Origin of the sequence: Comamonas piscis, from assembly GCF_014109725.1 — a bacterium.
Taxonomy (GTDB): domain Bacteria; phylum Pseudomonadota; class Gammaproteobacteria; order Burkholderiales; family Burkholderiaceae_C; genus Comamonas; species Comamonas piscis.
The window spans coordinates 2,729,463-2,752,551 of record NZ_CP058554.1; the positions used below are offsets into that span (position 1 = coordinate 2,729,463).

General features: G+C 63.1%; 21 protein-coding genes. 7 read left to right on the forward strand and 14 right to left on the reverse strand.

Annotated elements, in window-relative coordinates; translation table 11 throughout:
- Positions 1–37: 37 nt before the first annotated feature.
- The 6 genes from HS961_RS12210 to HS961_RS12235 form a co-directional block, all read right to left on the reverse strand.
- Positions 38–1,135 (reverse strand): hypothetical protein, encoded by a 1,098-nt coding sequence (locus HS961_RS12210; protein WP_182322308.1) that lies wholly within the window; start codon positions 1,133–1,135, stop codon positions 38–40.
- Between the two features lie 11 nt (positions 1,136–1,146).
- Positions 1,147–3,885, reverse strand: coding sequence for an aminopeptidase N (gene pepN / locus HS961_RS12215; RefSeq protein ID WP_182322310.1), 2,739 nt, complete (start codon positions 3,883–3,885; stop codon positions 1,147–1,149).
- Positions 3,875–4,546 (reverse strand): HAD family hydrolase, encoded by a 672-nt coding sequence (locus HS961_RS12220; RefSeq protein ID WP_182322312.1) that lies wholly within the window; start codon positions 4,544–4,546, stop codon positions 3,875–3,877. Before HS961_RS12220 ends, pepN begins: the two co-directional genes overlap by 11 nt.
- A 112-nt stretch (positions 4,547–4,658) precedes the next feature.
- A protein-coding gene (prfB, locus tag HS961_RS12225; RefSeq protein WP_182322314.1) for a peptide chain release factor 2 occupies positions 4,659–5,763 on the reverse strand; the annotation gives its coding sequence in 2 pieces (ribosomal slippage) (positions 4,659–5,681 and positions 5,683–5,763; 1,104 coding nt in all).
- Positions 5,764–5,910: 147 nt separating this feature from the next.
- A complete protein-coding gene (locus tag HS961_RS12230) occupies positions 5,911–6,582 on the reverse strand; it encodes an NUDIX hydrolase (RefSeq protein WP_182322316.1) in 672 nt (223 codons plus the stop codon).
- A 158-nt stretch (positions 6,583–6,740) separates the two neighbouring features.
- Positions 6,741–7,268 carry a hypothetical protein gene (locus HS961_RS12235; RefSeq protein ID WP_182322318.1) on the reverse strand — a complete coding sequence of 176 codons (528 nt, stop codon included), beginning with the start codon at positions 7,266–7,268 and terminating at the stop codon, positions 6,741–6,743.
- 274 nt (positions 7,269–7,542) lie between these two features.
- On the opposite strand from HS961_RS12235, the gene HS961_RS12240 reads away from it, so the two are divergent.
- From HS961_RS12240 to plsY, 3 genes are all read left to right on the forward strand, one after another.
- A complete protein-coding gene (locus tag HS961_RS12240; RefSeq protein WP_182322320.1) occupies positions 7,543–8,604 on the forward strand; it encodes an aldo/keto reductase in 1,062 nt (353 codons plus the stop codon).
- 167 nt (positions 8,605–8,771) lie between these two features.
- The gene (ybaK, locus tag HS961_RS12245; RefSeq protein WP_182322322.1) at positions 8,772–9,263 is read left to right on the forward strand and encodes a Cys-tRNA(Pro) deacylase; all 492 of its coding nucleotides are present in this window, start codon (positions 8,772–8,774) and stop codon (positions 9,261–9,263) included.
- Between the two features lie 67 nt (positions 9,264–9,330).
- A complete protein-coding gene (gene plsY / locus HS961_RS12250; RefSeq protein ID WP_182322324.1) occupies positions 9,331–9,963 on the forward strand; it encodes a glycerol-3-phosphate 1-O-acyltransferase PlsY in 633 nt (210 codons plus the stop codon).
- A 101-nt stretch (positions 9,964–10,064) separates the two neighbouring features.
- Here plsY and HS961_RS12255 read toward each other — a convergent pair whose 3' ends face one another.
- Positions 10,065–10,754, reverse strand: a complete 690-nt coding sequence (locus HS961_RS12255; protein WP_238347584.1) for a retropepsin-like aspartic protease family protein — start codon at positions 10,752–10,754, stop codon at positions 10,065–10,067.
- 462 nt (positions 10,755–11,216) lie between these two features.
- Here HS961_RS12255 and HS961_RS12260 point away from each other — a divergent pair, with 462 nt between their 5' ends.
- Positions 11,217–13,358: a TonB-dependent siderophore receptor gene (locus tag HS961_RS12260; RefSeq protein ID WP_182322326.1), complete on the forward strand. Its 2,142-nt coding sequence runs from the start codon at positions 11,217–11,219 to the stop codon at positions 13,356–13,358.
- A gap of 75 nt (positions 13,359–13,433) precedes the next feature.
- Here the strand turns inward: HS961_RS12260 and HS961_RS12265 are convergent, their stop codons facing one another.
- Positions 13,434–13,919 carry a YajQ family cyclic di-GMP-binding protein gene (locus tag HS961_RS12265; RefSeq protein ID WP_182322328.1) on the reverse strand — a complete coding sequence of 162 codons (486 nt, stop codon included), beginning with the start codon at positions 13,917–13,919 and terminating at the stop codon, positions 13,434–13,436.
- A gap of 65 nt (positions 13,920–13,984) precedes the next feature.
- Between HS961_RS12265 and murB the strand changes: the two genes are divergently transcribed.
- Positions 13,985–15,085 (forward strand): UDP-N-acetylmuramate dehydrogenase, encoded by a 1,101-nt coding sequence (gene murB, locus HS961_RS12270; RefSeq protein ID WP_182322330.1) that lies wholly within the window; start codon positions 13,985–13,987, stop codon positions 15,083–15,085.
- A gap of 37 nt (positions 15,086–15,122) precedes the next feature.
- Here the strand turns inward: murB and HS961_RS12275 are convergent, their stop codons facing one another.
- The 6 genes from HS961_RS12275 to HS961_RS12300 form a co-directional block, all read right to left on the reverse strand.
- Entirely contained in the window at positions 15,123–16,352 is a 1,230-nt protein-coding gene (locus tag HS961_RS12275) for an MFS transporter (protein ID WP_182322333.1), read from the reverse strand.
- A 158-nt stretch (positions 16,353–16,510) separates the two neighbouring features.
- Positions 16,511–17,287, reverse strand: coding sequence for an ABC transporter ATP-binding protein (locus tag HS961_RS12280; RefSeq protein WP_182322335.1), 777 nt, complete (start codon positions 17,285–17,287; stop codon positions 16,511–16,513).
- Positions 17,288–17,306: 19 nt separating this feature from the next.
- Complete coding sequence (locus HS961_RS12285) at positions 17,307–18,020, reverse strand: ABC transporter permease (protein WP_182322337.1); 714 nt, start codon at positions 18,018–18,020, stop codon at positions 17,307–17,309.
- Positions 18,017–18,703, reverse strand: a complete 687-nt coding sequence (locus HS961_RS12290) for an ABC transporter permease (protein WP_182322340.1) — start codon at positions 18,701–18,703, stop codon at positions 18,017–18,019. The genes HS961_RS12285 and HS961_RS12290 overlap by 4 nt, the downstream gene beginning before the upstream one ends.
- Before the next feature lie 208 nt (positions 18,704–18,911).
- Entirely contained in the window at positions 18,912–19,673 is a 762-nt protein-coding gene (locus HS961_RS12295) for a transporter substrate-binding domain-containing protein (RefSeq protein ID WP_182322342.1), read from the reverse strand.
- Positions 19,674–19,972: 299 nt separating this feature from the next.
- Positions 19,973–20,452, reverse strand: coding sequence for a hypothetical protein (locus tag HS961_RS12300; RefSeq protein WP_182322344.1), 480 nt, complete (start codon positions 20,450–20,452; stop codon positions 19,973–19,975).
- 397 nt (positions 20,453–20,849) lie between these two features.
- Here HS961_RS12300 and HS961_RS12305 point away from each other — a divergent pair, with 397 nt between their 5' ends.
- Positions 20,850–22,394 carry an acetolactate synthase large subunit gene (locus tag HS961_RS12305; protein WP_182322346.1) on the forward strand — a complete coding sequence of 515 codons (1,545 nt, stop codon included), beginning with the start codon at positions 20,850–20,852 and terminating at the stop codon, positions 22,392–22,394.
- Positions 22,395–22,443: 49 nt separating this feature from the next.
- Positions 22,444–22,872 (forward strand): DUF2946 family protein, encoded by a 429-nt coding sequence (locus HS961_RS12310; protein ID WP_182322348.1) that lies wholly within the window; start codon positions 22,444–22,446, stop codon positions 22,870–22,872.
- Positions 22,873–23,089 lie beyond the last annotated feature (217 nt).

Genomic DNA, 23,089 nt, shown 5'->3' on the forward strand with positions numbered 1-23,089 from the left:
GGTTGAACTCCTTCAAACTTGGTCAATCTGGGTGGGCTCAGCGCTTGGGCTGGCGCGGGGGCTGTTGGGGTGGCTGCTGGGCTGGCTGTTGCGCTCGCTGTGGCGCTGGTGGCGCTGCCTCGCGGCCGTTCAGCTCGTCGCGCAGTTGTTGGGCGCGGGCCAGTTGGTCGCTGTGCCCTTGGGCGCGGGCATATTGCTCGTAGGTGCTCAGCCACTGATGCGCTTGCTGCGGGTCATTTTGTTCATGGGCCAGCACCATCAGCTGGAAGTAGCTGTCGTACACAGTGGCATGGTCGCCAGCGCCCAGGGCGATTTGCAGGCGCTCTTGCAGGTACTTGCGGGCGGCGTCCATCTGGCCGAGCTTGTAGCTGTTTTGTGCCAGGTTGGCCAGCAGGCCGCGCAGGCGCGGGGTCTCGCCCAGCGCTTGCAGCCGCTCGCGCGCTACCGGCAGCAGCCACTGGTTGGTCTGCAGGGCCTGGCGGTACTGGCCTTGCTCGTGCAGCACATAGCCCAGGTCTTCGTACACGCCCAGTATCTGCAGCTGGGTGGGGTAGTCGGCCGGCTGCGGGGTAGGGCCGCTGTTGTCCCAGCGCATTTGCGTGGGCAGTTTGGCGATTTGCGACAGCGGGTACTGCACGGCGAGGGCCTGTGCCGGTTTCAGCGCCGCCTCGTAGCGGCCGCTGTCCGCCAGCCAGCGGATGCTGGCGATGCTCAGCTCCAGGTGCTGGTAAGCCCATTGCGGATCGCTGGGCTTGGGCATTGCCACCAAGGCTTTTTGTGCAGCCTGGCCGGCGTCGTCGGTCATGCCACGGCGGTTGAAGATCGTGGCCTGGGTGTAGTACAGCCGGAAAAAATCCAGCGGCGGCGCCTTGGTGCGCTTGAGTATCGGTTCAAGCGCCTGCAAGTCGGCGCTCATCGCGCTGCCGCTAAAGCGACCGCCTTCGCTGAACACGGTAGCGTAGAGCGGCGCAAAGCGCTTTTCAAAATTGTTGCTGGCGGTGGTGGGCAGCGCATCAGCCGAGGATGAGGCGGCCGCTGGGGCATTGCGGCCCGTTTGCGCGTGGGCCACGATGGGCATGGCTGCAGCCAAGCCGGCCAGGGCAGCGATGCCCTGGGCCAGCAGCTGGTGGCGCATGCCGGGTCGCATCAGTCGGCCATGGCGCGGGTGATGACCTCGCGCACATCGTTGCTGAGCTTGGGCTTGGCGGCGACCTTGGCGATGGCGTCGCCTGCCGCTTGGCGGTAGGGCTCGGCCAGCTTTTTCCAGCGGTCCAGCGAACGGGCGAGGCGGGCAGCGACCTGTGGGTTGATGGCGTCGAGCGCAATCACCTGGTCGGCCCAGAAGGCGTAGCCAGCGCCATCGGCGCGGTGGAAGCCACCGGGGTTGCCGTTGCAGTAGCTGAAGATCACGCTGCGGGCGCGGTTGGGGTTTTTGATATTGAAGTCGGGCTGCTTCATCAGCGCGCGCACGGCGGGAAGGGCGCTGCCGTTGATGTCGGGTGCGCCGGCCTGCAGTGCAAACCACTTGTCCAGCACCAGCTCGTCGTTCTTGAACAGCTGGTGGAAGCTCTGGATCGCCGCGTCGGCCAGTGGGCTGCCGCTCACCACCAACGCGCTCAGGGCGTTGTAGCGGTCGGTCATGTTGCCTGCGTCCTTGTAGCGCTGCAGGGTCTTGCCAGGCCAGACCTGGTCGCCCGATGCACGTGCGGCCACGCAGAGCATCAGCAGCGCATGGCCGGCCAATGCGCGCTTGCCGGCGCTCACCGCATCGGGCACATAGGCGCCGGTGTTGCTGCATTCGTCATAGGCCCAGGCCCAGTCGGCTGCCAGCTCGGTGGCCAGTTGCTGGCGCATGGCTTCGCGCACGGCGTGCACGGTTTGCGGGTCTACCGGGTCGAGCTGCTCGGTGATGTAGGCCTCGGACGGCAGGGTGACTGCCAGGTCCTTGAAAGCGGCGTCCAGTTGCGGATCGCGCAGCACGTCGCGCATGGCTTGCACGAAGGAGGCGGGCAGCAGATTGGCTTGCAGTGCAGGCGCATCGGCACCGGCAGTGCTGCGTGCGGCAATGGCTTGCAGTGCAAAGCGCAGGCCCAGGCGTTGGCCGGCTTCCCAGCGGTTGAAGGCGTCTTCGTCGTGGGCCAGCAGGTGCAGGAGGGCGTCGTCGCTCTCTTCGATCTGCAGTACCACGGGCGCGCTGAAGTTGCGCAGCAGCGATGGGGCAGGGGCTTGCTCGACACCGTCGAAGACGATGGTGTGCGATGCCTCGGTCAGCACCACAGTGTGGTTGGTGGCGCTGTGGGCGATGCTGCTGAGCGCCTGGCTGGGGCGAATGGTCAAAGGCAGGCTGCGGCCGTCGTCTGCCAGCAGGCCCAGGGTGACGGGGATCACAAACGGCTCTTTGCCAGGCTGGCCCGGGGTGGCGGGGCAGGACTGGGTGAGGGTCAGGGTGTAGGTCTGCGCTTCTGCGTCGTATACGCCTTGTGCAGCCACGCGGGGCGTGCCCGATTGGCTGTACCAGCGCTTGAACTGCGGCAGGTGCTGGGCCAGCGGCGAGTCGGGGTTGGCATCGGCGATGGCCTGGGCAAAGTCGTCGCAGGTCACGGCCTGGCCGTCATGGCGCTCAAAGTAAAGCTTCATGCCCTTGGCAAAGCCTTCGCGGCCCACCAGGGTGGACTGCATGCGCACCACTTCCGAGCCTTTTTCGTAAATGGTGACGGTGTAGAAGTTGTTGATTTCGAGGTAGCTGTCCGGGCGCACCGGGTGGGCCATGGGGCCGGCGTCCTCGGGGAATTGCACCGTGCGCAGCACACGCACATCGTCAATGCGCTTGACGGCGCGGGCCGAGGCGCTGCCGGCCATGTCCATGCTGAACTCCTGGTCGCGGAAGACGGTGAGGCCTTCCTTGAGCGAGAGCTGGAACCAGTCGCGGCAGGTGACGCGGTCACCCGTCCAGTTGTGGAAGTATTCGTGGCCCACCACCGACTCAATATTGGCGTAGTCAGCATCGGTCGCGGTGGCCTGGCTGGCCAGCACGTACTTGGTGTTGAAGATGTTCAGGCCCTTGTTTTCCATCGCGCCCATGTTGAAGTCGCCGGTGGCGACGATCATGAAGCGGTCCAGATCCAGGCTCAGGCCAAAGCGGGCTTCGTCCCAGGCGATGGAGGCCATCAGCGAGTTCATCGCGTGCTCGGTCTTCTCCAGATCGCCGGGGCGCACAAAGACCTGCAGCAGGTGCTCATTGCCAGCGCGGCTTTTGATCTTTTGCTCGCGGGCGACCAGGTTGCCGGCCACCAGTGCAAACAGGTAGCAGGGCTTTTTGTGGGGATCGACCCACTTGGCAAAGTGGCGGCCTTCGTTGCCCGGGCCTTGCAGATCCCCTTGCTCAACCAGGTTGCCGTTGGACAGCAGCACCGGGAACTGGGCCTTGTTGGCGCGCAGGGTAACGGTGTACATGGCCATCACATCGGGACGGTCGAGGAAATAAGTGATGCGGCGGAAGCCCTCAGCCTCGCACTGCGTGAAGAACGAACCACTGCTGGTGTACAGGCCCATCAGCTTGGTGTTCTTCTCGGGCATGCAGGTGGTGAAGATCTCCAGGTCCACCGGGTCGCTGCCCTCGGGCAGGTTCTCCAGTACCAGGTCGGAGCCATCCATCTTGAACGAGGAGGCGGCGCCGTTGACCATCACGCGGGCCAGGTTCAGCTCATCGCCGTTCAGGTGCAGCGGCTGGGCTGGCACATCGGGGTTGCGGCGCACGCGCATCTTGTTGAGCACGCGTGTCTTGGCCGGGTCCAGATCGAATGTCAGGTCGACCGTATCAATCCACCATGCGGGTGCCTGGTAGTCGGCGCGGTACACGGTGTGTGCTTGTCCTTCACGCATCATGGAGCTTCTCCAAAAATTGGTTGTTGATCAGGGTCGAAAAATTGGGCGCCCATGCCAAGACATGGGGGCCGCTCAATTGCAGGGCATCGTGCGTGGTGCCAATGCCCACCGCACGCATGCCGGCGCGCCGCGCCGCTTCAATGCCGTGCGGCGCATCTTCAAACACGATGCAGGCAGCGGGGTCGATCGCCAGGCGCTCGGCTGCCTTCAGAAAAATATCGGGGTGGGGCTTGCCGGGCAGGCCCTCGTCACCACGGGCAATCGCCTGGGCGGGGGGCTGCATCTGCAGGTTGTCCAGCACAAAGCGCACGTTATCTTGGTCGCCTGCGGTGCCAATAGCCACTTTGAGGCTCATTGCTCGTGCCTGGGCCTGAAAGCTGGCAAAGCCATCGACCGCACTGAAGTTGGCGGCGAACAGCTCGCGGTAAATGCCTTCCTTCTCTGCGGTGATGCGCTCGCTCTCGTCGGCGCTCACCGTGCGGCCCATCAGCGCGCAGGCGCATTCAAAGGCATTCTTGCCGGTGGTTTGGGCCATAAAGGCCGGCACATCCAGATCCATGGCATGGCGGCGTGCGTATTCCACCCAGGCCTGCGTGTGCCAGGGCATGGAATCGACCATGGTGCCGTCCATGTCAAAAATCAGCGCTTCGATCGCGGGCATGGGCTTGTCTTCCGGTTCGGATCAGCTGGGAGGCCCAGCCCATCGACAGATTGGCTGTGGCCAACCGCATGCGCGGCTTGGAGGGCGCGCTGCATGGGGTGGGCCACAGGTTTTAAACGCCTTGCTTGAGCGAGGCTTCGATGAACACGTCCAGGTCGCCGTCCAGCACCTTTTGGGTGGCGGAGACTTCGACGTTGGTGCGCAGGTCCTTGATACGGCTGTTGTCCAGCACGTAGCTGCGGATCTGGTGGCCCCAGCCCACATCGGTCTTGGTGTCTTCCAGCTTTTGCTGCTCTTCCATGCGCTTGCGCATTTCGAAGTCATAGAGCTTGGAGCGCAGGCGCTGCCAGGCCACATCGCGGTTGCTGTGCTGGCTGCGGCCATCCTGGCACTGCACGACGATGCCGGTGGGCATGTGGGTCAGGCGCACGGCCGAGTCGGTCTTGTTGATGTGCTGACCACCCGCGCCGGAGGCACGGTAGGTGTCGGTACGCACATCCGAGGGGTTGATGTTGATCTCGATGGAGTCATCAATCTCGGGGTAGACAAACAGCGACGAGAAGCTGGTGTGGCGGCCACCCGACGAGTCAAACGGGCTCTTGCGCACGAGGCGGTGCACACCGGTTTCGGTGCGCAGCAGGCCAAAGGCGTATTCGCCTTCGATCTTGATCGTGGCGCTCTTGATGCCGGCGATGTCGCCCGGGGTTTCTTCTTCGACCGTGGCCTTGAAGCCCTTGCGCTCGGCGTACTTGAGGTACTGGCGCAGCAGCATGCTGGCCCAGTCGCAAGCCTCGGTGCCACCGGCGCCGGCCTGGATGTCGACAAAGCAGTTGAGCGGGTCGGCCTCATTGCGGAACATGCGGCGGAACTCGAGCTCCTCGATCAGCGGGCGCAGCTTGGCAGCCTCGGCCTCGATGGTCTCCAGGCCCGCTTCATCGCCTTCTTCCTTGCTCATCTCGAAGAGCTCGGTGTTGTCGGCCAGCTCGCTATTGAGCTTTTGCAAGGTCAGCACGACGGAGTCGAGTGCCTTCTTTTCCTTGCCCAGCTCCTGGGCCTTTTTAGGGTCGTTCCAGACGCTGGGGTCTTCCAGCGAGGCGTTTACTGTGCGCAGTCGTTCGTACTTTGCATCGTAGTCAAAGATACCTCCGAAGCTCTGCTGTCCGGACGGACAGGTCTTCGAGGGTGTTACCGATTTGGTTGATGCGTTCTGCTTCCATGTCACTGCGTCCTATTATTGGGGTCTAGCCCGCTATTGTCTCATGCGGGAAGGGGCTGCCCGGCCAGTGGTGCTTTAGGGCATATGCTTGATAAATAATGTTTTTGCTCCGGCTGCACCGCGTTTATGGCGCTGGTCGGGCCGGGGATTACTTCCAGGCAAACCGGGGCTGGTCAAAATGCGCCACGCGGGTGGGCTGCCCCCGCAGGCAAACCTCGCGAAACTGGTAGAGAAACGCCGCCGTCGGCGCCGCCACCCAACTCTGGCCCATGGGCATGCGCAGCACCGGGTGCGGCGAGGCGGGCGTTGTCTCCAGCATTGGGGCATCGGCGCGCAGCAGCTCGGTCAGCGGGATGCGGTGCACGCTGGCCACTTCATCAGGATTAGGTTGCAGCTGGGCGGTTGCGCCGGCCCACACCACGACCGGGGTGATGACAAAGCCTGATCGCGTCGCGTAATCATCCAGACAGCCCAGCACCTGGCTGGGCGGCAGCAGCAGGCCGGCTTCTTCATGCAACTCGCGCAGGGCCGCCTGCTCAGCCGTCTCGCCTGGCTCGATGCGGCCCCCGGGCAGCGCCCATTGGCCGGGGTGGTTGCGCATATGCAGCGCGCGGCGCGTCAGCAGCAGCGCCGCTGCATCACTCCACACGTCTGGTGCCTGCATGCCTTCCAGGCCCGCGCCCGGGCCTTCATCGAGCAGCACCAGCGCGACCGCAGCCCGGGCCTGGTCGCTAGGCGCCATGCGTTGCACATCAAAGTGCTGCAAGCGGTGGTGGATGCGCGAACGCAGCGCGTCGCTCAGGGTTAGGCGGTCGGTCATAAGGCTGCTGCATTGTAGAAGCGGCCCGGCAGCCGCAGGGGCACCGGCGAGACAGGGGTCAAAGGATCTTCTTCAAACCGCTCTTCAAGCGGGATGTATGCGGATTGCCCGAGTCCGCGTTCAGGCCACGGCAGGGTGTTTTGCAGAGGATCCCTGGATCAATTCGACCGGCTTTGTTGGCGTGCGCAGACCTGGAACATTAGGCCAAAAGCCGCATCCGGCCCGAACTGGGCGGGCAGGGGCTCGCCCTGCGCAAGCAGCAGCTGGCCGTGCATGACGCCAGCGCGGTTGGGCTGAGAGGTGACAAGGATCTGGGGGCCGGAGCCGCCCGGCAGCAGCACCCGCAGGATCTGGCCCTGGCGGTAGCGGCTGGGGCCCTGGATTTCAAAAATAAGCCGGACGGTGCCATGCGCATGGCCGCTGGTGTCGCAGAGCATGCAATCCACGATGCCGTAAGCAGCGGCTACGGCCTGGTGACGGGAACGTGCCGTGTCGCTGATTTGGTAGCCGCTCTGCCGCATTCCGCTGGAAGCCTGGGCAAGGCTGCCCGAGGGCGGGCACTGCTGGCAGTCGCTGCTGGTGCAGGGGGTCGGCGTACTTTTACCGATCTTCAGCGCGATATCGCGCAATTTATTGGGCCGGGGCAGCGGGGGAGGGTGGCTGTGGGGATTGGAGGGTTGGAACATCGGGGGATACAACGGTATTGAATGGATCGAAGATATCGATAGCTTTTTGCAAATGGTAAGCAGTGAAGCTTCGATAGAACTTACGGACCGTTGGCGACGAATGCAGATCGAAGACTGCGTAACTCGGCTTGACAGGCTTTGAAGCGCTCAATCAGCAATTGCCGCATCGGCTAGTTCAAGCTGTGGATGGAAGGCATATGGCGGCCATGGCCAGCGAGGTGTCAAAAAATGCTTTTACACTTGGTTTTTTGACCGACACCGCTGAATTTTTCTTATGCAAGACATCCTCCTTGGCCGCAGTGATTTGAAGGTTTCGCCCATTTGCCTGGGCACGATGACGTTTGGTGAGCAAGTGGGCGAAGCCGATGCGCACGCCATGCTCAGCTACTCACTGGAGCGCGGCGTGTACTTTTGGGACACGGCAGAGATGTACTCGGTACCCGCGCGCGCCGAGACCTTTGGCGCTACCGAGACCATCATCGGCAACTGGTTCAAGGCCAACCCCGGCCAGCGCGACAAGGTGGTGCTGGCCAGCAAGGTGGCCGGCCCATCGCGCAGCATGCCCTGGGTGCGCGAGGGCAAGGGCATGACGGCGGCCGATATCGTCGCCTCGTGTGAGGCGAGCCTGCGCCGCCTGCAGACCGATGTGATCGACCTCTACCAGATCCACTGGCCAGAGCGCCATGTGCCGGCCTTTGGCAATCTGTACTACGACCCGAAAAAGGAAACCAGCGAGACGACGATTGGCGAGCAGCTGCAGGCGTTGGCGGGCTTAGTCAAGGCAGGCAAGATCCGCCACATTGGTCTGTCGAATGAAACGCCTTATGGCGTGCATGAGTTTGTGCGTCTGGCTGAGCAGCATGGCCTGCCGCGCGTGGCCAGCGTGCAAAACCCGTACTGCCTCATCAACCGCTGCTGGGAAAACGGCCTGGACGAGACCTGCGACCGCCTGGGCGTGTCGCTGCTGGCCTATTCGCCGCTGGCCTTTGGCCTGCTGACCGGTAAATACGACGACAGCGGCATCACCGGACCCCAGGCACCGCAAGGCGCACGCATTGCCAGCTATGAATCGGTGCGTAAGCAGCGCTGGGGCCGCCCCGAGGCGCTGGATGCCGCCAAGCGCTACAACCAGCTGGCACGCGACGATGGCATGACCCCCACTGCCTTGGCACTGGCGTTTTGCTACAGCAAATGGCAGGTGGCCAGCACCATCATCGGCGTGCGCACCATGGCGCAGCTGGACGAGGACCTGAACATTTGGGGCACGCAGCTGTCCGAAGCCTTGCTGCAAGAGATTGATGGCTTGCGCTGGGCGCTGGGCGATCCGGCGCAATAAGCTTGTGGCTTCCTTCGGGGAGCTGGTGGACGCTATGACCCGCAGGCCCTGGTGCAAACCAGGGCTTTTGGCGTTGCGAAGGCCGCTATGCTTGGCGGCGCCCCCGCCTATTTTTTCGAGACAATAGGGGCAGATTTTGCGCGGCGCCTGCCGCGACCTCTCCAGCCATGAGCAAAAAAAACCATATCAGCGAAACGCCAGCCACCCAGTTCTTGAAGGCGCACAAGGTGGCGTTTACCGAGCATCCGTACGACTATGTGGAGCACGGCGGCACGTCCGAGTCGGCCCGCCAGCTGGGGTTGGATGAGCATGTCGTGGTCAAGACCCTGGTGATGCAGAACCAGGATGCCAAGCCGCTCATCGTGCTGATGCATGGTGACTGCAAGGTATCGACCAAGAGCCTGGCGCGCCAGATTGGCGCCAAGAGCGTGGAGCCCTGCACGCCCGAGGTGGCCAGCCGCCACAGTGGCTACCTGGTGGGCGGTACCTCGCCGTTTGGCCTGCGCAAGGCCATGCCGGTCTATATCCAGGAGACGATTCTGGACTTACCCCGCATCGCCATCAACGGCGGGAGGCGTGGTTTTTTAGTGCAGATCGATCCCAAAGCCTGCGTTGAGGTGCTGGGTGCCCAGGCAGTACAGTGCGCACTGGCAGAATGACGCCTGCATTTAACCAACATCAACCAGCTTGCGCCCGCCGCTGGGGCGCGCAGGCAAGGGGAGCAATTTGACTACCGTTTATTCCATCCTGGCCACCATCCTGGCCTACCTCATCGGGTCGCTGTCGTTTGCGGTGATTGTCAGCCGCACCATGGGGCTCAATGACCCGCGCACCTACGGCAGCAAAAACCCCGGCGCCACCAATGTGCTGCGATCGGGCAGCAAGGCCGCAGCGGTGGTCACCTTGCTGCTGGATGCCGCCAAGGGCTGGTTGCCCGTCGCGCTAGTGGCCTGGTTTGGCAAGCCTTATGGGCTGGAAGAGGGCACGATTGCGCTGGTCGGCATTGCGGCATTTCTGGGCCATCTCTGGCCGGTGTTCTTCAAGTTTGAAGGCGGCAAGGGTGTGGCCACCGCGCTGGGCGTGCTGCTGGGCTTTAGTGGCTGGCTGGGCTTGCTGGTTTTGCTGACCTGGGTAGCCGTGGCCGCCATCTGGCGCTATTCGTCGCTGTCGTCGCTGGTGGCAGCGGTGCTGGCGCCCGTGTTCTACATCCTGATTGGCGGCGAGCTCTGGGACTTCCACGCCGAGATTTTTAGCGCCGTGCTGCTGATGTCGGCCTTGCTGGTCTACCGCCACAAGCTCAATATCCAGCGCCTGGTCGAAGGCAAGGAATCCAAGCTGGGCCAAAAGAAAACCAAGTGATGCACTGCGCGAAGGCGCAGACGAGCGGATAAGCCAAGGGCTGAACACCATCGCGGGTTCAGCCCTTTTGTTTGGGCAGCGTTCAGCGCTGCAGCGGGATGCTATTTGATCCGGTCCAGGGTCATCTGCGGGCCGGCGCGCTTCATCTCAAAGGCATTGAGAAAGCTGTTGCCCAGCAACACAAAGGGCATGTCGGATGAGGTGACCACGGCATCGACATTGCGCAGCTCCACATCGGAGATGCGCACGCTGCTGAGCTTGAGCATCCAGCCCTGGCTCACGCCATTGGCGGTGCCCATGCGCACCGGGCGGCCCTTGCTGAAGTCAATGCCGAGCTTGCGCGCTTCGCTGGCGCTCATGCTGACGGTGGTGGCGCCCGTGTCGACCAGGAAGCGGGTGGCTTTGCCATTGATCATGCCGGCCGTCATGAAGTGGCCTGTGGCGTCCGCCGCCAAGACGATGCGCCCGGTGGTGCTCACCGGCAGGGCCGCATCGGCCACGCTGACCGGCGACTCACCCATGCGCAGGCTATGCGCCGCGCCGGCGATGCGTACCTGCGCCTGCCCGTCCTTGACGCTGATGACCTGCACCTGCTGGTAGCTGCTTCCCACTGCCACGGCCTTGGGGGCACGGCCATCGATGACCAGCAAGGCCTTGTCGCCCAGAATGCCAGCGAGCGCCACCGAGCGGGGGCCTTCGGTCGCCTCTTGCGCATGGGCTGCCCAGGCAGCGCTGGCGCACCAAGCCAGGGTCAGCGCCAGGCGGCGCAAGCGGCTAGGGATGCTCTGCAAAACCCTCGCCAAGCGGGATGGACGCGGATCGGGATGAGCCGCAAGGCGTCTTCTGCAGTCAATAGCCGTAGCTATTGACAAGGAAGACAACGCAGCGGATCGCCCGAGTCCGCGTTCAGACCACGGCAGGGAGTTTTGCAGAGGGTCCCTAGGTGCCGGGCAGGGCTTGGAAAGCGAAGGGGTCATAGGTGCAGGGGAGGCTCTTTGAAGGTGTATGCCGATAGGGTTGACCGAGTCTAGCGGGGCCGGGTGCCGGCCGATAGCTTTACATCCTAATGCAAGCGGTAACCCGCAAATACAGCTATTTATTTTTTGCGCCAAAAGTCTAGCCCGTTGTTTTTTGGGAAAAGTAAGCGCCCGCTGAAGGTTAATGTATTGCTATTGATAATCGTTATCATTAGCATCCCTGACTCAAATTTACAAGCTGTTTACTCAGCGGAATTATTGTTTCAGGAGTTTTCAATGATCCAAGCCCTTCGCAGCGAGACCCTCGCGCGTACAAGAGGCGAGCGCGCCAGCCTGTCGGTGGCGGCGCTGTTGATGCTGGCCTATGTGCCAGCTATCGCACAAGAGCACACCCTGCCAACGGTGCAGGTGTCTGCCGACCAGTTCGACCCCGATGATGTGCGCCCCGAAGGCGTGACCACGGCGACCAAGACCTATATGGCGCCCAAGGACATCCCGCAAACCATCGACACCTTGGAAGTCAACAAGTACAAGAGCTATGGCATCAATGACCTGTCGGTGATGCTCGATGGCGTGCCGGGCGTCAACACCAGCTACGACATGCGCGGCGAGGGTGTGATGATTCGCGGCTTCAATGCCGACAGCGGCGATATCTACCGCGATGGCGTGCGCGAATCCGGCCAGGTGCGCCGCAGCACCGCCAATGTGGAGCGCATCGAGATTCTGAAAGGCCCGGCCTCGGTGCTGTACGGCCGTGGCGCCGGCGGCGGCGTGGTCAACATGGTCAGCAAGCAGGCGCGTTTTGATGGCGTCAGCAGCGTGACTGTGCGCGGCGGCTCTTGGGAGAACGTGGGCGGCACCATCGACATCAACCGGGTGATCAGCCCCAACGTGGTCATGCGCCTGACGGCTGACCGCGAACAGGCACATAGCTTTCGCAGCGGCATCCGCAACCGCAATGAGATGGTCTCGCCCAGCATCCTGGTCGACACCCGCACGGGCCTGCGCTGGACGGGGCAGTACACCTATGACAATGTCTGGCGCGTGCCGGACCGTGGCCCCACCTACGAGCAGATGCCGCCAGGCATGTCGCTGCGCCAGGGCTTTGCCCAGCCAGGCGATTTTGTCGAAGACCGGCTGCGCGTGCTGCGCTCGGACCTGTCGTATGAGTTCAACCCGGCCTGGAGCGTGCGCTGGGTGGCCAGCAAGCGCGAGGCCAGCCAGGATTTTGACCACTACTTTGCCGGCACCTATTGCAACCCCCAGGGCCTGACGCCTGCAGGCGCCAAGTGCGCCAACCCCGGCCTGCTGCGCCAAAGCTATGCCTGGCAGCAAACCGAGAACCGCACCACCACCCACACGGTGGATCTGACCGGCAAGCTCAACCTGGCCGGCATGCGCCATGAGTTGCTGCTGGGCGTGGAGCACAGTGAGGAAGAGCGCGCGCCGCGCCTCTTCAGCACCGCCAACAGCAATGGCTATATCGACCCGAACAACCCGGTGTTTGATGCCGTGCGGCCACCGCAAGGCACGCCATCGCAGCACAACCTGCACAAAGGCACGGCCCGCGCGCTGTATGTGCAGGATCTGGTCAGCCTGAGCGACCAGTGGAAGCTGCTGCTGGGTGCGCGCTACGACAACTTTGACTTCAACAGCACCAACCAGCTGACCAATGCCAGCCGCAGCACCGACGGCAATTCCGTCAGCCCGCGTGCCGGTCTGGTCTGGCAGCCGGTGCGCGAGCACAGCGTGTATGCGTCCTGGAGCCGCAGCTTCTCGCCCTATGGCGGGCGCGGCACCTTGTCGGTGGATACCGGTGCTGGCGCGGTGCTGGACGATGAGCCCCAGCATTCGCAGCAGTACGAGATGGGTGTCAAGAGCGATTGGCTCGATGGCGCGCTGTCCACCCAGCTGGCCGTCTACCAGCTGGAGCACTACAACATCCGCTACCGCCCCGATCCGGACAACGACCCCTTCACCTGGGCGGTGCGTGGCAAGGAGCGTTCGCGCGGTATCGAGTTCAGCGCGGCAGGCCGTGTGGCACCGTTTTGGTATGTGCGCGGCGGCGTCGGCATCATGGCGGCCAAGGTCACCGAGAACAAGTCCAACCCCGCGCTGGAAGGCAATTACCTGGCCAACACCGCGCGCCGCAATGGCAATGTGTTCCTGCGCTATGCGCCTGCGGGCACCTGGTATGCCGAGCTGGGTGTGACCCACACCAGCGCGCGTTACACCAATGACGCCAACACCGCGCGCGTGCCCGGTTACACCCGCTGGGATGGCCTGGTAGGCTGGCGCGCTGCGCCATGGACCGTCACCCTGGCGGTGTCCAACCTGACCAACAAGGAATACTGGCGCAGCAGCAGCATGCCGGGTACGCCGCGTGGTGCCTTGCTGAGCGCGAACTACCAGTTCTAAGCTAACTTGGCTCGATAAAAAAGGCCGCGCTGCATAGCTTGCAGCGCGGCCTTTTTTCCAGGCGACTGGCTGGGATCAGTCGCGGAAGTTGTTGAACGAAATCGGCACGTCGGTCACGTCCTTTTTCAGCATCGCCATCGCCGCTTGCAGGTCATCGCGCTTGGCGCCAGTGACGCGCACGGCATCGCCCTGGATGGCAGCTTGCACCTTCATCTTGCTGTCCTTGATGAGCTTCTGGATCTTCTTGGCCAGCTCTTGCTCGATGCCATTCCGCACCTTGATCACCTGCTTGACCTTGTCGCCGCCGACCTTTTGCACATCGCCCTTGTCCAGAAAGCGCACATCCACATTGCGCTTGGTCAGCTTGTTGCGCAGGATGTCTTCGACCTGCACCAGCTGGAACTCGGCATCGCCGAACATGACGATCTCTTTATCCTTGAGCTCAATACCGGCCGAGCTTCCCTTGAAGTCGAAACGGGTGCCAATTTCCTTGGCGGAATTCTCAACAGCGTTTTTCACCTCGACGAAGTCGGCTTCGCAAACCGTGTCAAACGATGGCATAAATACTCTCCTTGCAGGCCAGGCTGAGCGCCTGAGTGGGTCGCGACAAGTGCGACAATCTAGCGATGTTAGTCGAGAAAAATGCCCCGCTGCAGCAATACAACACCTTTGGCATCATGGCGCGGGCCATGAACCTGGTGCGCGTGCAGTCCCCACAAGATATCCCTGATTTTTTGGCGCAGCCCCCGCTGGGCGCCAGCCGCCAGGTGGTGGTGCTGGGGGGAGGTAGCAATATCGTCATCACCGGCGATGTCGAGCCCACCGTCTTCAAGATGGAAATCATGGGCAAACGCCTGGTTGAAGAAACCGACAAGCACTACATCATTGAAGTGGGTGCTGGCGAGGTGTGGCACGAGGTAGTGGCCTGGAGCCTGGCCCAGGGCTACCCGGGACTGGAGAACCTGGCGCTGATCCCCGGTACCGCCGGCGCCGCACCGGTGCAGAACATTGGCGCCTATGGCGTGGAGCTGCAGGACCGCTTTGATTCGCTCGACGCGATCGACCTGAGCAATGGCCAGCATTTCAGCCTGCAGGCCGCGCAGTGCGCATTTGGCTACCGGGATTCGGTCTTCAAGCATGCGCCGGCCGAAACCATGCCGCTCACGATGATCGCCCGCGCCACTGGTGTGGCCGAGCCCCGGGGCATGGGGCTGGCGGGCCGCGCCGTGATCACCCATGTGCGGCTGCGCCTGGCCAAGGATTGGAAGCCGGAGCTGGGCTATCTGGACCTGGCCCGCAAGCAGGCAGAAAAAGGCATTGAACATCCCAGCGCTCAGGACATCTTTGACTGGGTCGTCGAGATTCGCCGTGCCAAGCTGCCCGACCCGGCGCAGATCGGCAATGCCGGCAGCTTTTTCAAAAACCCGCAGGTGAGCGCCGACCAGTGCGAGGACATCATTGCGCGCGAACCCAAAATCGTGCACTACCCCATGCTGGATGGCAGCATCAAGCTGGCAGCGGGCTGGATGATCGATGCCTGCGGCTGGCGAGGCAAGAGCATTGGCAAGGCCGGTGTGTATGACCGCCAGGCCTTGGTCCTCGTCAACCTGGGTGATGGGGAGGGCAGCGTTACCGGTGGTGAGGTAGTCACGTTAGCGCGTGCGATCCAGACCAGCGTTTATGAGCGCTTTGGTATCCAGCTGGAGCCGGAACCGGTGGTTTGGTAGGCGCTAACGCCTATCTGCAGTGATAGGTGCGCGCGGCTCAGCGCTTGGCAGGCGGTATCCAGCGCGCAAGCGCCGCAGCCGCCCCCCAGGCCACCAAGCCGATGCAGGCAATGCCGCTGGCCAGCGACAGGCTGCCGGCCAGAAACGACAGCAGCGCCGGCCCGAGCGAAGACCCCAGATCAGCCGCCAGGCGCCATAGCCCCAGAAAATGCGCCCGCGCATGGCGCGGTGCATGGTCGGCGCCCAAGGTCATGATCAGGCCCGAGCCGATGCCATTGCCAAAGCCCAGCGCCATGGCGGCCAGCAGCAAGGTCGTTACCGTGCTGGTCAGGGGCATCAGCAGCATCGCGGCGCCCATCACCAGCATCGATGGCACGGCCACCCAGCGCCGGCCTTTCAGATCCATCAGCCTGCCGGCGGGGTAGAAGACCAGCATGTCGATAGCGCCCGCCAGCCCGTAGACCAACGAGGCCGCAGCAGGCGCCATGCCCAAATGGTCGGCCCACAGCGGGATGACTACCTGGCGCGATGCGCGCACCGCGCTGACCAGCAGCACGCCCAAGCCGAGGGTAAGGAACAGCTGGTGGTGTGCGCGCAGGATGCCGGCGATGGAGGGCGCTTCGGTCGGCACCGCCTGGCCTGGCAGTGCGGAGGGCGCCGCAAGATCGGGCACACGCAGGCCAATGGCTGCCGCGCAGAGCACCCCCACCATGCCCACCGCAAAGGCGGCATGCAGGCCCCAGGCATGCATGGCCCAGGCGCCGATAAAGGGGCCGATGAACATGCCGATGCGCATCACCCCTCCCAGGGTGGACAGCGCACGCGCGCGGAAGTGCACGGGCACAGCCTCGGTCAAATAGCTTTGCCGCGCCAGGTTGTAGACCGCCTGCGACATGCCCACCATCAGGCAGCCCAGCGCAAACAGCCAGAGCTGCTGGGTGAGCATGCAAATGGCCATGCCCAGCGCGCTCCACAGGCCTGCCGCCACAATCGCCCAGCGTTCGCCCCAGCGGGCGGTGATCAGCGAGGCCGGAATATTGCTGAGCAAGGAGCCGATGCTGACCAGCCCCACCACCAGCGCTGCGATGGACACCGAAGCGCCCAGCTCCCGCGCCATCAGCACAATCACCGGCAGCACCGCACCTTCGCCAATACCGAACAGCAGCGAGGGGCCAAAGGCCGCCACTGCTATGCGGCGCAGCGAGAATTCGGCGCTGCTGTCTGCGGCCGAATCGGAGGCGGGGGGAGGGGAGCAGGGCGTGCCCATGGTGGCGGGGGAAGGGTATCGGGTCTGGGCTGAGGGGCCGGTTGGCGCTTGGCTGACCGAAGAACCTTGTCCAGATCAGCAGCGACCGGCCTTATTTTGCGCCTGCCCGGCGCTCGGATGGCGCTGATCCTGTCGCGGGCAGAACTCGGCTTGGTCGTCTACTTGAGGCTGCCGGAGAGGAAGCGCGCCAGACGTTCGCTCTTGGGGTTGGCCAGCACCTCGCGTGGCGGGCCCTGCTCTTCAATCAGGCCTTGGTGCAGGAAGATCACATGGTTGGACACCTCACGGGCAAAGCCCATTTCATGGGTGACCACCAGCATGGTGCGGCCTTCTTGCGCCAGCACCTGCATCACGCGCAGCACTTCGCCGACCAGCTCGGGGTCGAGGGCGGAGGTGGGCTCGTCAAACAGCATCACCTCGGGCTCGACCGCCAGCGCACGGGCAATGGCCACGCGCTGCTGTTGGCCGCCGCTCATGTGGTTGGGGTAGCTGTCTTCCTTGTTCTCCAGGCCCACCAGCTTGAGGTATTTGCGGGCGCGGGCGACGGCCTCGTCCTTGCTGATGCCCAGCACATGCACCGGCACTTCAATGATGTTCTGCAGCACGGTCATATGCGCCCAGAGGTTGAAGTGCTGGAACACCATGGCCAGCATGCTGCGCAGGCGTTGGAGCTGCTTGGGATCCACCGCATCCAGCGCGCCATTGCGGCCCGCGCGCAGCTGCAGCGCTTCGCCAGCGACGATGATCTGGCCTTGCTGCGGTTGCTCCAGCAGGTTGATGCAGCGCAGAAAGGTGCTCTTGCCCGAGCCGGAGCTGCCGATGATGCTGATCACGTCGCCAGCGCAGGCATTAAGCGAGACGCCCTTGAGCACCTGGTTGCTGCCATAGCTCTTGTGGATGTCCAGCGCCTGCAGTTTGTAGTTGGATGCGTTCATATCTCGATGCTCGAATGTCTTAGGCCTTGCGCGGGGCCAGATAGCCCAGGAAGCGGCGCTCGGCGAGGCGGAAGATGCCAATCAGGATAAAGGTGATGCAGAGGTAGATCACCGCTGCCGCGATATAGGCTTCAAACGGCAGGTAGTAGTCGGAGTACACGCGGCTGGCGGCGCCGGTCAGGTCGACCAACGACGGCACGATGGACGCCAGGCTGGTCGAGTGCAGCATCATCACCACCTCGTTGCTGTAGGCGGGCAGGGTGCGGCGGATGGCGCTGGGCAGCACAATGCGGCGCATCAGCTGCCAGCGGCTCATGCCCATGGAGCGCGCGGCTTCTACCTCGCCCTTGTAGGTTTCGCGGATGGAGCCGGCCAGCATCTCGGCCGTGTAGGCGGCGGTGTTCAGCGTGAAGGCCAGGAAAGCGCAGAAGAACGGCTCTTTGAAATGGGTCCAAGGCCAGACGGTGTCCCAGCGGGCCTGCACCCATTCGAGCTGCGAGAAGCCGTAGTAGATCAGGTAGACCTGAATCAGCAGCGGCGTGCCGCGCATGAAATAGGTGAAGGCACCCACGGTTTTGCGCAGCAGCCAGGAGCGGCTGACCAGCGCCAGCGCGCCCAGCAGGGCCAGCACGGCGCCAATGGCCAGGCTGGACAGCAGCAGCTTGAGGGTGGTGACCAGGCCTTCGCCGTACAGCGCAATGGTGTCCGGCTGAAAAATGACTTCCCAGTTCATAGCTGCACCTTTTCGGTTCCCAGGCTGTAGCGGGCATTGAGGCGGCCCAGCGCCCACAACGATACCGATGTGTAGACCAGGTAGAGCGCAGCGGTGAACAGGAAGAAGATGAAGGGCTCGCGCGCCGCGGCGCTGGCCTGCTTGGCCAGGTAGGTCATGTCTTGCAGACCGATCAGGCTGACCAGCGCGGTGGCCTTGATCAGCACCAACCAGTTATTGGTAAAGCCGGGCAGCGCATAGCGCACCATTTGCGGCAGGGTGATGCGGAAAAAGGTTTTGAACGGACCCATGCCAAAGGCCCAGGCCGCTTCCATCTGGCCCTTGGGAATGGCCAGGATCGCGCCTCGGAAGGTTTCGGTCATGTAGGCGCCGTAGATAAAGCCGATGGTGAAGGAGCCGGCGACAAAGGGGTTGAGGTCGACCGAGCTTTGGCTGCCCATCTTCTCCAGCAGGGTATTGAGGCCGATGGCGCCGCCGTAAAAGATCAACAGCATCATCACCAGCTCGGGGATGCCGCGCACGATGGAGGTGTAAACCGTTGCCAGCACCACCAGCGGGCGGCGGCCCGAGAGCTTGGCGCTGGCGCCCAGCAGCCCCAGCACCGTGGCAATGGCGGCCGATGCCAGCGAGACCGCTACTGTCAGCAGCGATCCCATCAGGATCGATTGAAAATAATCACTCATATTGTTTGGCCTTAGGCGCTGGTATCGCGGTGTGCAATAGCGCTGGTGGATGGCCTGGTGGTTGCCTCTGAGGGCGCTTGCAAAGTGGGCACGGCACCATGGAATTGCGGCGCGTTCCAGTATGAAGACTCTGGTGCACCGCGCCGCTTGGTGTTAGCCCTGATCAAAAGCCTCGCCGCACCGGGAGTGCGGCAGGGCTCTGCACAGATCAGTTGCCGTAGGGATCGAAGTCGAAGTACTTCTTCGCAATCGTGGCATAGGTGCCATTGCTGCGGATGGTCTTGATCGCTTCGTTGATCTGCTTTTTCAGATCGCCCTGGTTCTTGCGCATCGCAATGCCGATGCCGTCACCGTAGTACTTGGTTTCGTACTGGTCCGGGCCCTTGTAGCCGTAGTCGGCACCTTCGGGCTTGCGCAGGAAGCCGCCATTGACTTCGACCTTGTCAGCCACGGTGCCATCGAGGCGGCCGGACTTCACATCCAGGTAGACCTGGTCCTGGGCTTCGTAAGGCACGATGGTCGCGCCAGCGGGCTTGAGCTCGCCCAGCGCCCACTTCTCTTGGGTGGAACCCTTGAGCACGCCAATCTTCAGGCCCTTGGTGGAAGCGGGGCCCTTGTACTCCACGCTCTTCTTCAGCACGACAGCGCTGGGGGTCTTGTAGTAACGGTCGCTGAAATCGACCACACGGCGGCGCTCGTCGGTCATCGACATAGAGCTGACGATCACGTCATATTTCTTGGCTTGCAGGCCGGGGATCATGCTGTCCCAGACCTGTTCGACAAACACGCACTTGCGCTTGATCTGCTCGCACACTGCCTTGGCAATGTCCACATCAAAGCCGGTGACTTCGCCTTGGGGCGTCTTGTAGGTAAACGGTTCGTAGGTCGGGTCGACGGCTACTTTCAGGTCTGCAGCAAATGCGGGGGCTGCGATAGCGGCCACTGCCAGTGCGATCAAGGTTTTACGCATAGTGAATCCTCGGATCCTAATGTTGATAAGGTGGCTAGCATGCTAGTGCTTTTGCTGCCTGCCGTCGGGGTCTCAAAACGGCTTGTGGCGACCCGGCGACAGCTCTTGGCGCTGCCTAAAGCAAAGCGGCGAGCTTGTGCGCATTATCACCAGCCTAAACGGCTGGTTGGCGCAAAAATCGACGTTGAACCGTCAATTTTTACGCCCTATCCAGGGAAACACTAATAAGTATTGGTTGTGACAGACGTTTCGATCATCTATTTTGTCGAAACGTTTGTGTGGACGACGTATACAGGTGCTTACTTCTTCCAGTAGCCAGGGCGGATCAGCAGGCTGTGCACGCGGTAGGGCGCTTTTTCCTCAATGCCGATGTCCATGGGCACATAGGCCTTGTCGCATTGCAGCAGGTAGCTGGTGATGTACGGGGTGGGGCTGGTCATCTGGGCGCCCACCTTGCAGCTGCCCACGCTTTGGCGCACATCATTGAAGACTTGCTTCATCTGGTCAGCGGTGACTTGCTTGTTGAAGTCTTCGGTAAACGCTTTGGAATCTGGCAGCGCGGCCTTGCCGTCAAATGCCGCCAACAGCGCTTGGAAGCGCTGGGCCAGTGCCTTTTCTGCAGCGGGGTTGGGGGCGGGGGCCTGCGGCGCTGCCTCTGCGGCGGGTGCAGCCGTAGGAGCAGGTGCAGTTGGGGCTTCCGGCGTGCTTTGGGCCTGGGCGGCCATGGCCGCGCAAGCGAGTGCGGTAGACAACAGGGCGTGGCGAGACAGACGATTCATGCGGTTTTCCTTGGTGTGGTGGTGCATCGGGCCATCCTAGGCGCTGTAGGCGCGCTGGTGGTAACACTTGGTGTGCGGATGCGGGGGATCAAAAGCGGCACGGCGACGGCGTATACCAGCATATATGCGCCATGCCAAAAACGACCTTGGTACAGGTGCCCGTACCAGCGCTCGGCGTATTTCTAGACTGTGCAACACCAGCGAGATGGGCGAGGCCAGCCAAGGCCGTAAGAGGCTCTGAGAATTAGCCTACACAGTGCGTGCATGCAAAAGCCCCATGCAAACATGCCAGTAGCGGTGCCGGATACCGCCGCTGGTCGGCTTTCCTGTTGGCGACCCGGTTTTGGTGGCATTGGCGCTATGGTGTCGCGCAATGCAATCGAATGAGGAGTGAGAGATGAATGGCGCACACAGTCTGGTCAAGACTTTGCTGGCGGCAGGTGTGGATACCTGCTTTGCGAACCCTGGCACCAGCGAGATGCACTTTGTAGCAGCTTTGGACCAGATCCCCGGCATGCACTGCGTGCTGGGCCTGCAAGAGAACGTCGTGACCGGCATGGCCGATGGTTATTACCGCATCGCGCGCAAGCCGGCCTGCACCTTGCTGCATTGCGGCCCGGGCCTGGCTAACGGCCTGGCCAATTTGCACAATGCCCGGCGCGCGCGCAGCGGCATCGTCAATATCGTGGGCGACCAGGCCACCTACCACCGGCCCTACGATGCACCGCTGACGGCAGACACCGATGGGCTGGCGCGCACCGTATCCGGCTGGGTGCACACCAGCACACAGAGCGCGGAGCTGGGCCAGGATGCCGCGATGGCCGTGCGCGCGGCATCAACCTTTCCCGGGCAGGTTGCCAGCCTGATCTTGCCGGCCAATGTGTCCTGGGACGAGGGCGGTGTGGTGGCGCAAGCGCTGCCGGTGCCCGCGCCGCCTGCGGTGGATGGCCATGCGATTGACGAAGTGGCAAAGGTGCTGCGCCAAGCGGGTGGCAAGGCGCTGATCCTGCTGTCCGGCGCGGCAGTCTTTGCCCCGGCACAGGCGCTGGTGTGGCGGCTGGCGCAGGCCAGCGGCGCTGCCGTGTTGGCCGAGTATGGCGCATCGCACCTGCAGCGCGGCCAGGGCCGCATGGCGCTGGAGCGTGTGCCCTATGGCATGGAGGCCGCCATCAAAACCCTGGCCAAGTTTGAGCACATCATCCTGGTGGGCGCCAAGCCGCCAGTGGGCTTTTTTGCCTACCCCGGCCTGCCATCCACCCAGTACCCGGACAGCGCCCAGCTGCATGTGTTGACGCGCCCCGAGCAGGAGCCGCTGACCGCATTGCAGGCCCTGGTCGATGCCCTGCAGGCACCGCAGGCCGCCATCCCCGATGCGGGCCCCCGGCCCGAAGGGGCCACCGGCGCGCCCACGCCTGAGGGCCTGGCCCGCACCGTGGCGGCGCTGATGCCCGAGGGCGCCATCGTCTCAGACGAAAGCATCTCTTATGGCCGGGGTTTTTACCCGCACACCCATGCTGCACCAGCGCATGACTGGCTGCACCTGGCGGGCGGCGCGATTGGCGATGGCATGCCGGTAGCAACGGGCGCGGCCATTGGCGCGGGCAAGCAGCGCCGCGTGATCAACCTGCAGGCCGATGGCTCTGCGATGTACTCGCTGCAATCGCTGTGGACGCAGGCGCGCGAGCAGCTGCCTGTCACCACCATCGTGCTGAACAACAGCCGCTACAACATCCTCATTGGCGAGTACAAGGGCGTGGGCGCCACGCCGGGTGCCACTGCCATGCAGATGCTGGACCTGGGCAACCCCTCCATCGACTGGGTAAAGCTGGCGGGCGGCATGGGCGTGGAGGCTGAACGCGCCACCAGCATGGAGGAATGCGCCAGGCTGATGCAGGCCAGCTTTGCACAACCCGGGCCATTTTTGATTGAACTGATAATTTAATAAATTCTGAAAGTTCAGGTTTGGAAGTCACCTACACTGCTGCCTGACCATGCTCCAACGCCTGCGCAGCCGCCCCCGCTTTTCCGCCGTTATCACGGCGGTTTTTGCGTTGCTGTTGCTGGTGGCATCGTTGGCGGGTGTGCAGGTGCGTGTGCTGGCGCAGCCCATGGCCGCCGTGCTGGCGGCCGATATCTGCAGCGTCAATGCACCGGTGCAGGATGTGGCACGGGTCCATGCCGATCATTCGATTGCCGATGATCTTTTGCCTGAGGGCCGTGATAGCCATTCCGACCACGCGGCTCACGGAGCGGACTGCGTGCTGTGTATCGCGATGGCGCTGCCGCTGGCATTTGCTGCCGATGTGCACAGGCCGGCTGCCCCTGCTTTCCACCAGCAGTGGCAGGCCCAGGCAGCGCATAGCCCGCTAGCGCCGGGCGCACCCTTGCCCGCGCGCGGGCCACCTCTCATCTTTGTCTAAATGTTGATGCCGCAGTGATGCTGCAGCTGCTCCCTGTGCCATTGCGCACAGGGCAGCGCTGCATCGCCTGTGGCCCCATCGGCCTCGTCGTTATGCGTTTCGTGCCTGCTTTGGCCGCTTGAGTTGCGGACCAAGTGGGCAGCGGCATGGCTACGTGTGCCCGCTCCACACATTTATGCAAGCCGCTGCGCACTGCAGCGCTTGCTGCGAGAGACAT

Bases quoted from the DNA above. Each gene is read 5' to 3' on its own strand.
- HS961_RS12210 (WP_182322308.1), bottom strand. From the start codon at position 1,135: ATGCGCCACCAGCTGCTGGCCCAGGGCATCGCTGCCCTGGCCGGCTTG.
- pepN (WP_182322310.1), bottom strand. From the start codon at position 3,885: ATGATGCGTGAAGGACAAGCACACACCGTGTACCGCGCCGACTACCAG.
- HS961_RS12220 (WP_182322312.1), bottom strand. From the start codon at position 4,546: ATGCCCGCGATCGAAGCGCTGATTTTTGACATGGACGGCACCATGGTC.
- HS961_RS12230 (WP_182322316.1), bottom strand. From the start codon at position 6,582: ATGACCGACCGCCTAACCCTGAGCGACGCGCTGCGTTCGCGCATCCAC.
- HS961_RS12235 (WP_182322318.1), bottom strand. From the start codon at position 7,268: ATGTTCCAACCCTCCAATCCCCACAGCCACCCTCCCCCGCTGCCCCGG.
- HS961_RS12240 (WP_182322320.1), top strand. From the start codon at position 7,543: ATGCAAGACATCCTCCTTGGCCGCAGTGATTTGAAGGTTTCGCCCATT.
- ybaK (WP_182322322.1), top strand. From the start codon at position 8,772: ATGAGCAAAAAAAACCATATCAGCGAAACGCCAGCCACCCAGTTCTTG.
- HS961_RS12260 (WP_182322326.1), top strand. From the start codon at position 11,217: ATGATCCAAGCCCTTCGCAGCGAGACCCTCGCGCGTACAAGAGGCGAG.
- HS961_RS12265 (WP_182322328.1), bottom strand. From the start codon at position 13,919: ATGCCATCGTTTGACACGGTTTGCGAAGCCGACTTCGTCGAGGTGAAA.
- murB (WP_182322330.1), top strand. From the start codon at position 13,985: ATGTTAGTCGAGAAAAATGCCCCGCTGCAGCAATACAACACCTTTGGC.
- HS961_RS12275 (WP_182322333.1), bottom strand. From the start codon at position 16,352: ATGGGCACGCCCTGCTCCCCTCCCCCCGCCTCCGATTCGGCCGCAGAC.
- HS961_RS12280 (WP_182322335.1), bottom strand. From the start codon at position 17,287: ATGAACGCATCCAACTACAAACTGCAGGCGCTGGACATCCACAAGAGC.
- HS961_RS12285 (WP_182322337.1), bottom strand. From the start codon at position 18,020: ATGAACTGGGAAGTCATTTTTCAGCCGGACACCATTGCGCTGTACGGC.
- HS961_RS12290 (WP_182322340.1), bottom strand. From the start codon at position 18,703: ATGAGTGATTATTTTCAATCGATCCTGATGGGATCGCTGCTGACAGTA.
- HS961_RS12295 (WP_182322342.1), bottom strand. From the start codon at position 19,673: ATGCGTAAAACCTTGATCGCACTGGCAGTGGCCGCTATCGCAGCCCCC.
- HS961_RS12300 (WP_182322344.1), bottom strand. From the start codon at position 20,452: ATGAATCGTCTGTCTCGCCACGCCCTGTTGTCTACCGCACTCGCTTGC.
- HS961_RS12305 (WP_182322346.1), top strand. From the start codon at position 20,850: ATGAATGGCGCACACAGTCTGGTCAAGACTTTGCTGGCGGCAGGTGTG.
- HS961_RS12310 (WP_182322348.1), top strand. From the start codon at position 22,444: ATGCTCCAACGCCTGCGCAGCCGCCCCCGCTTTTCCGCCGTTATCACG.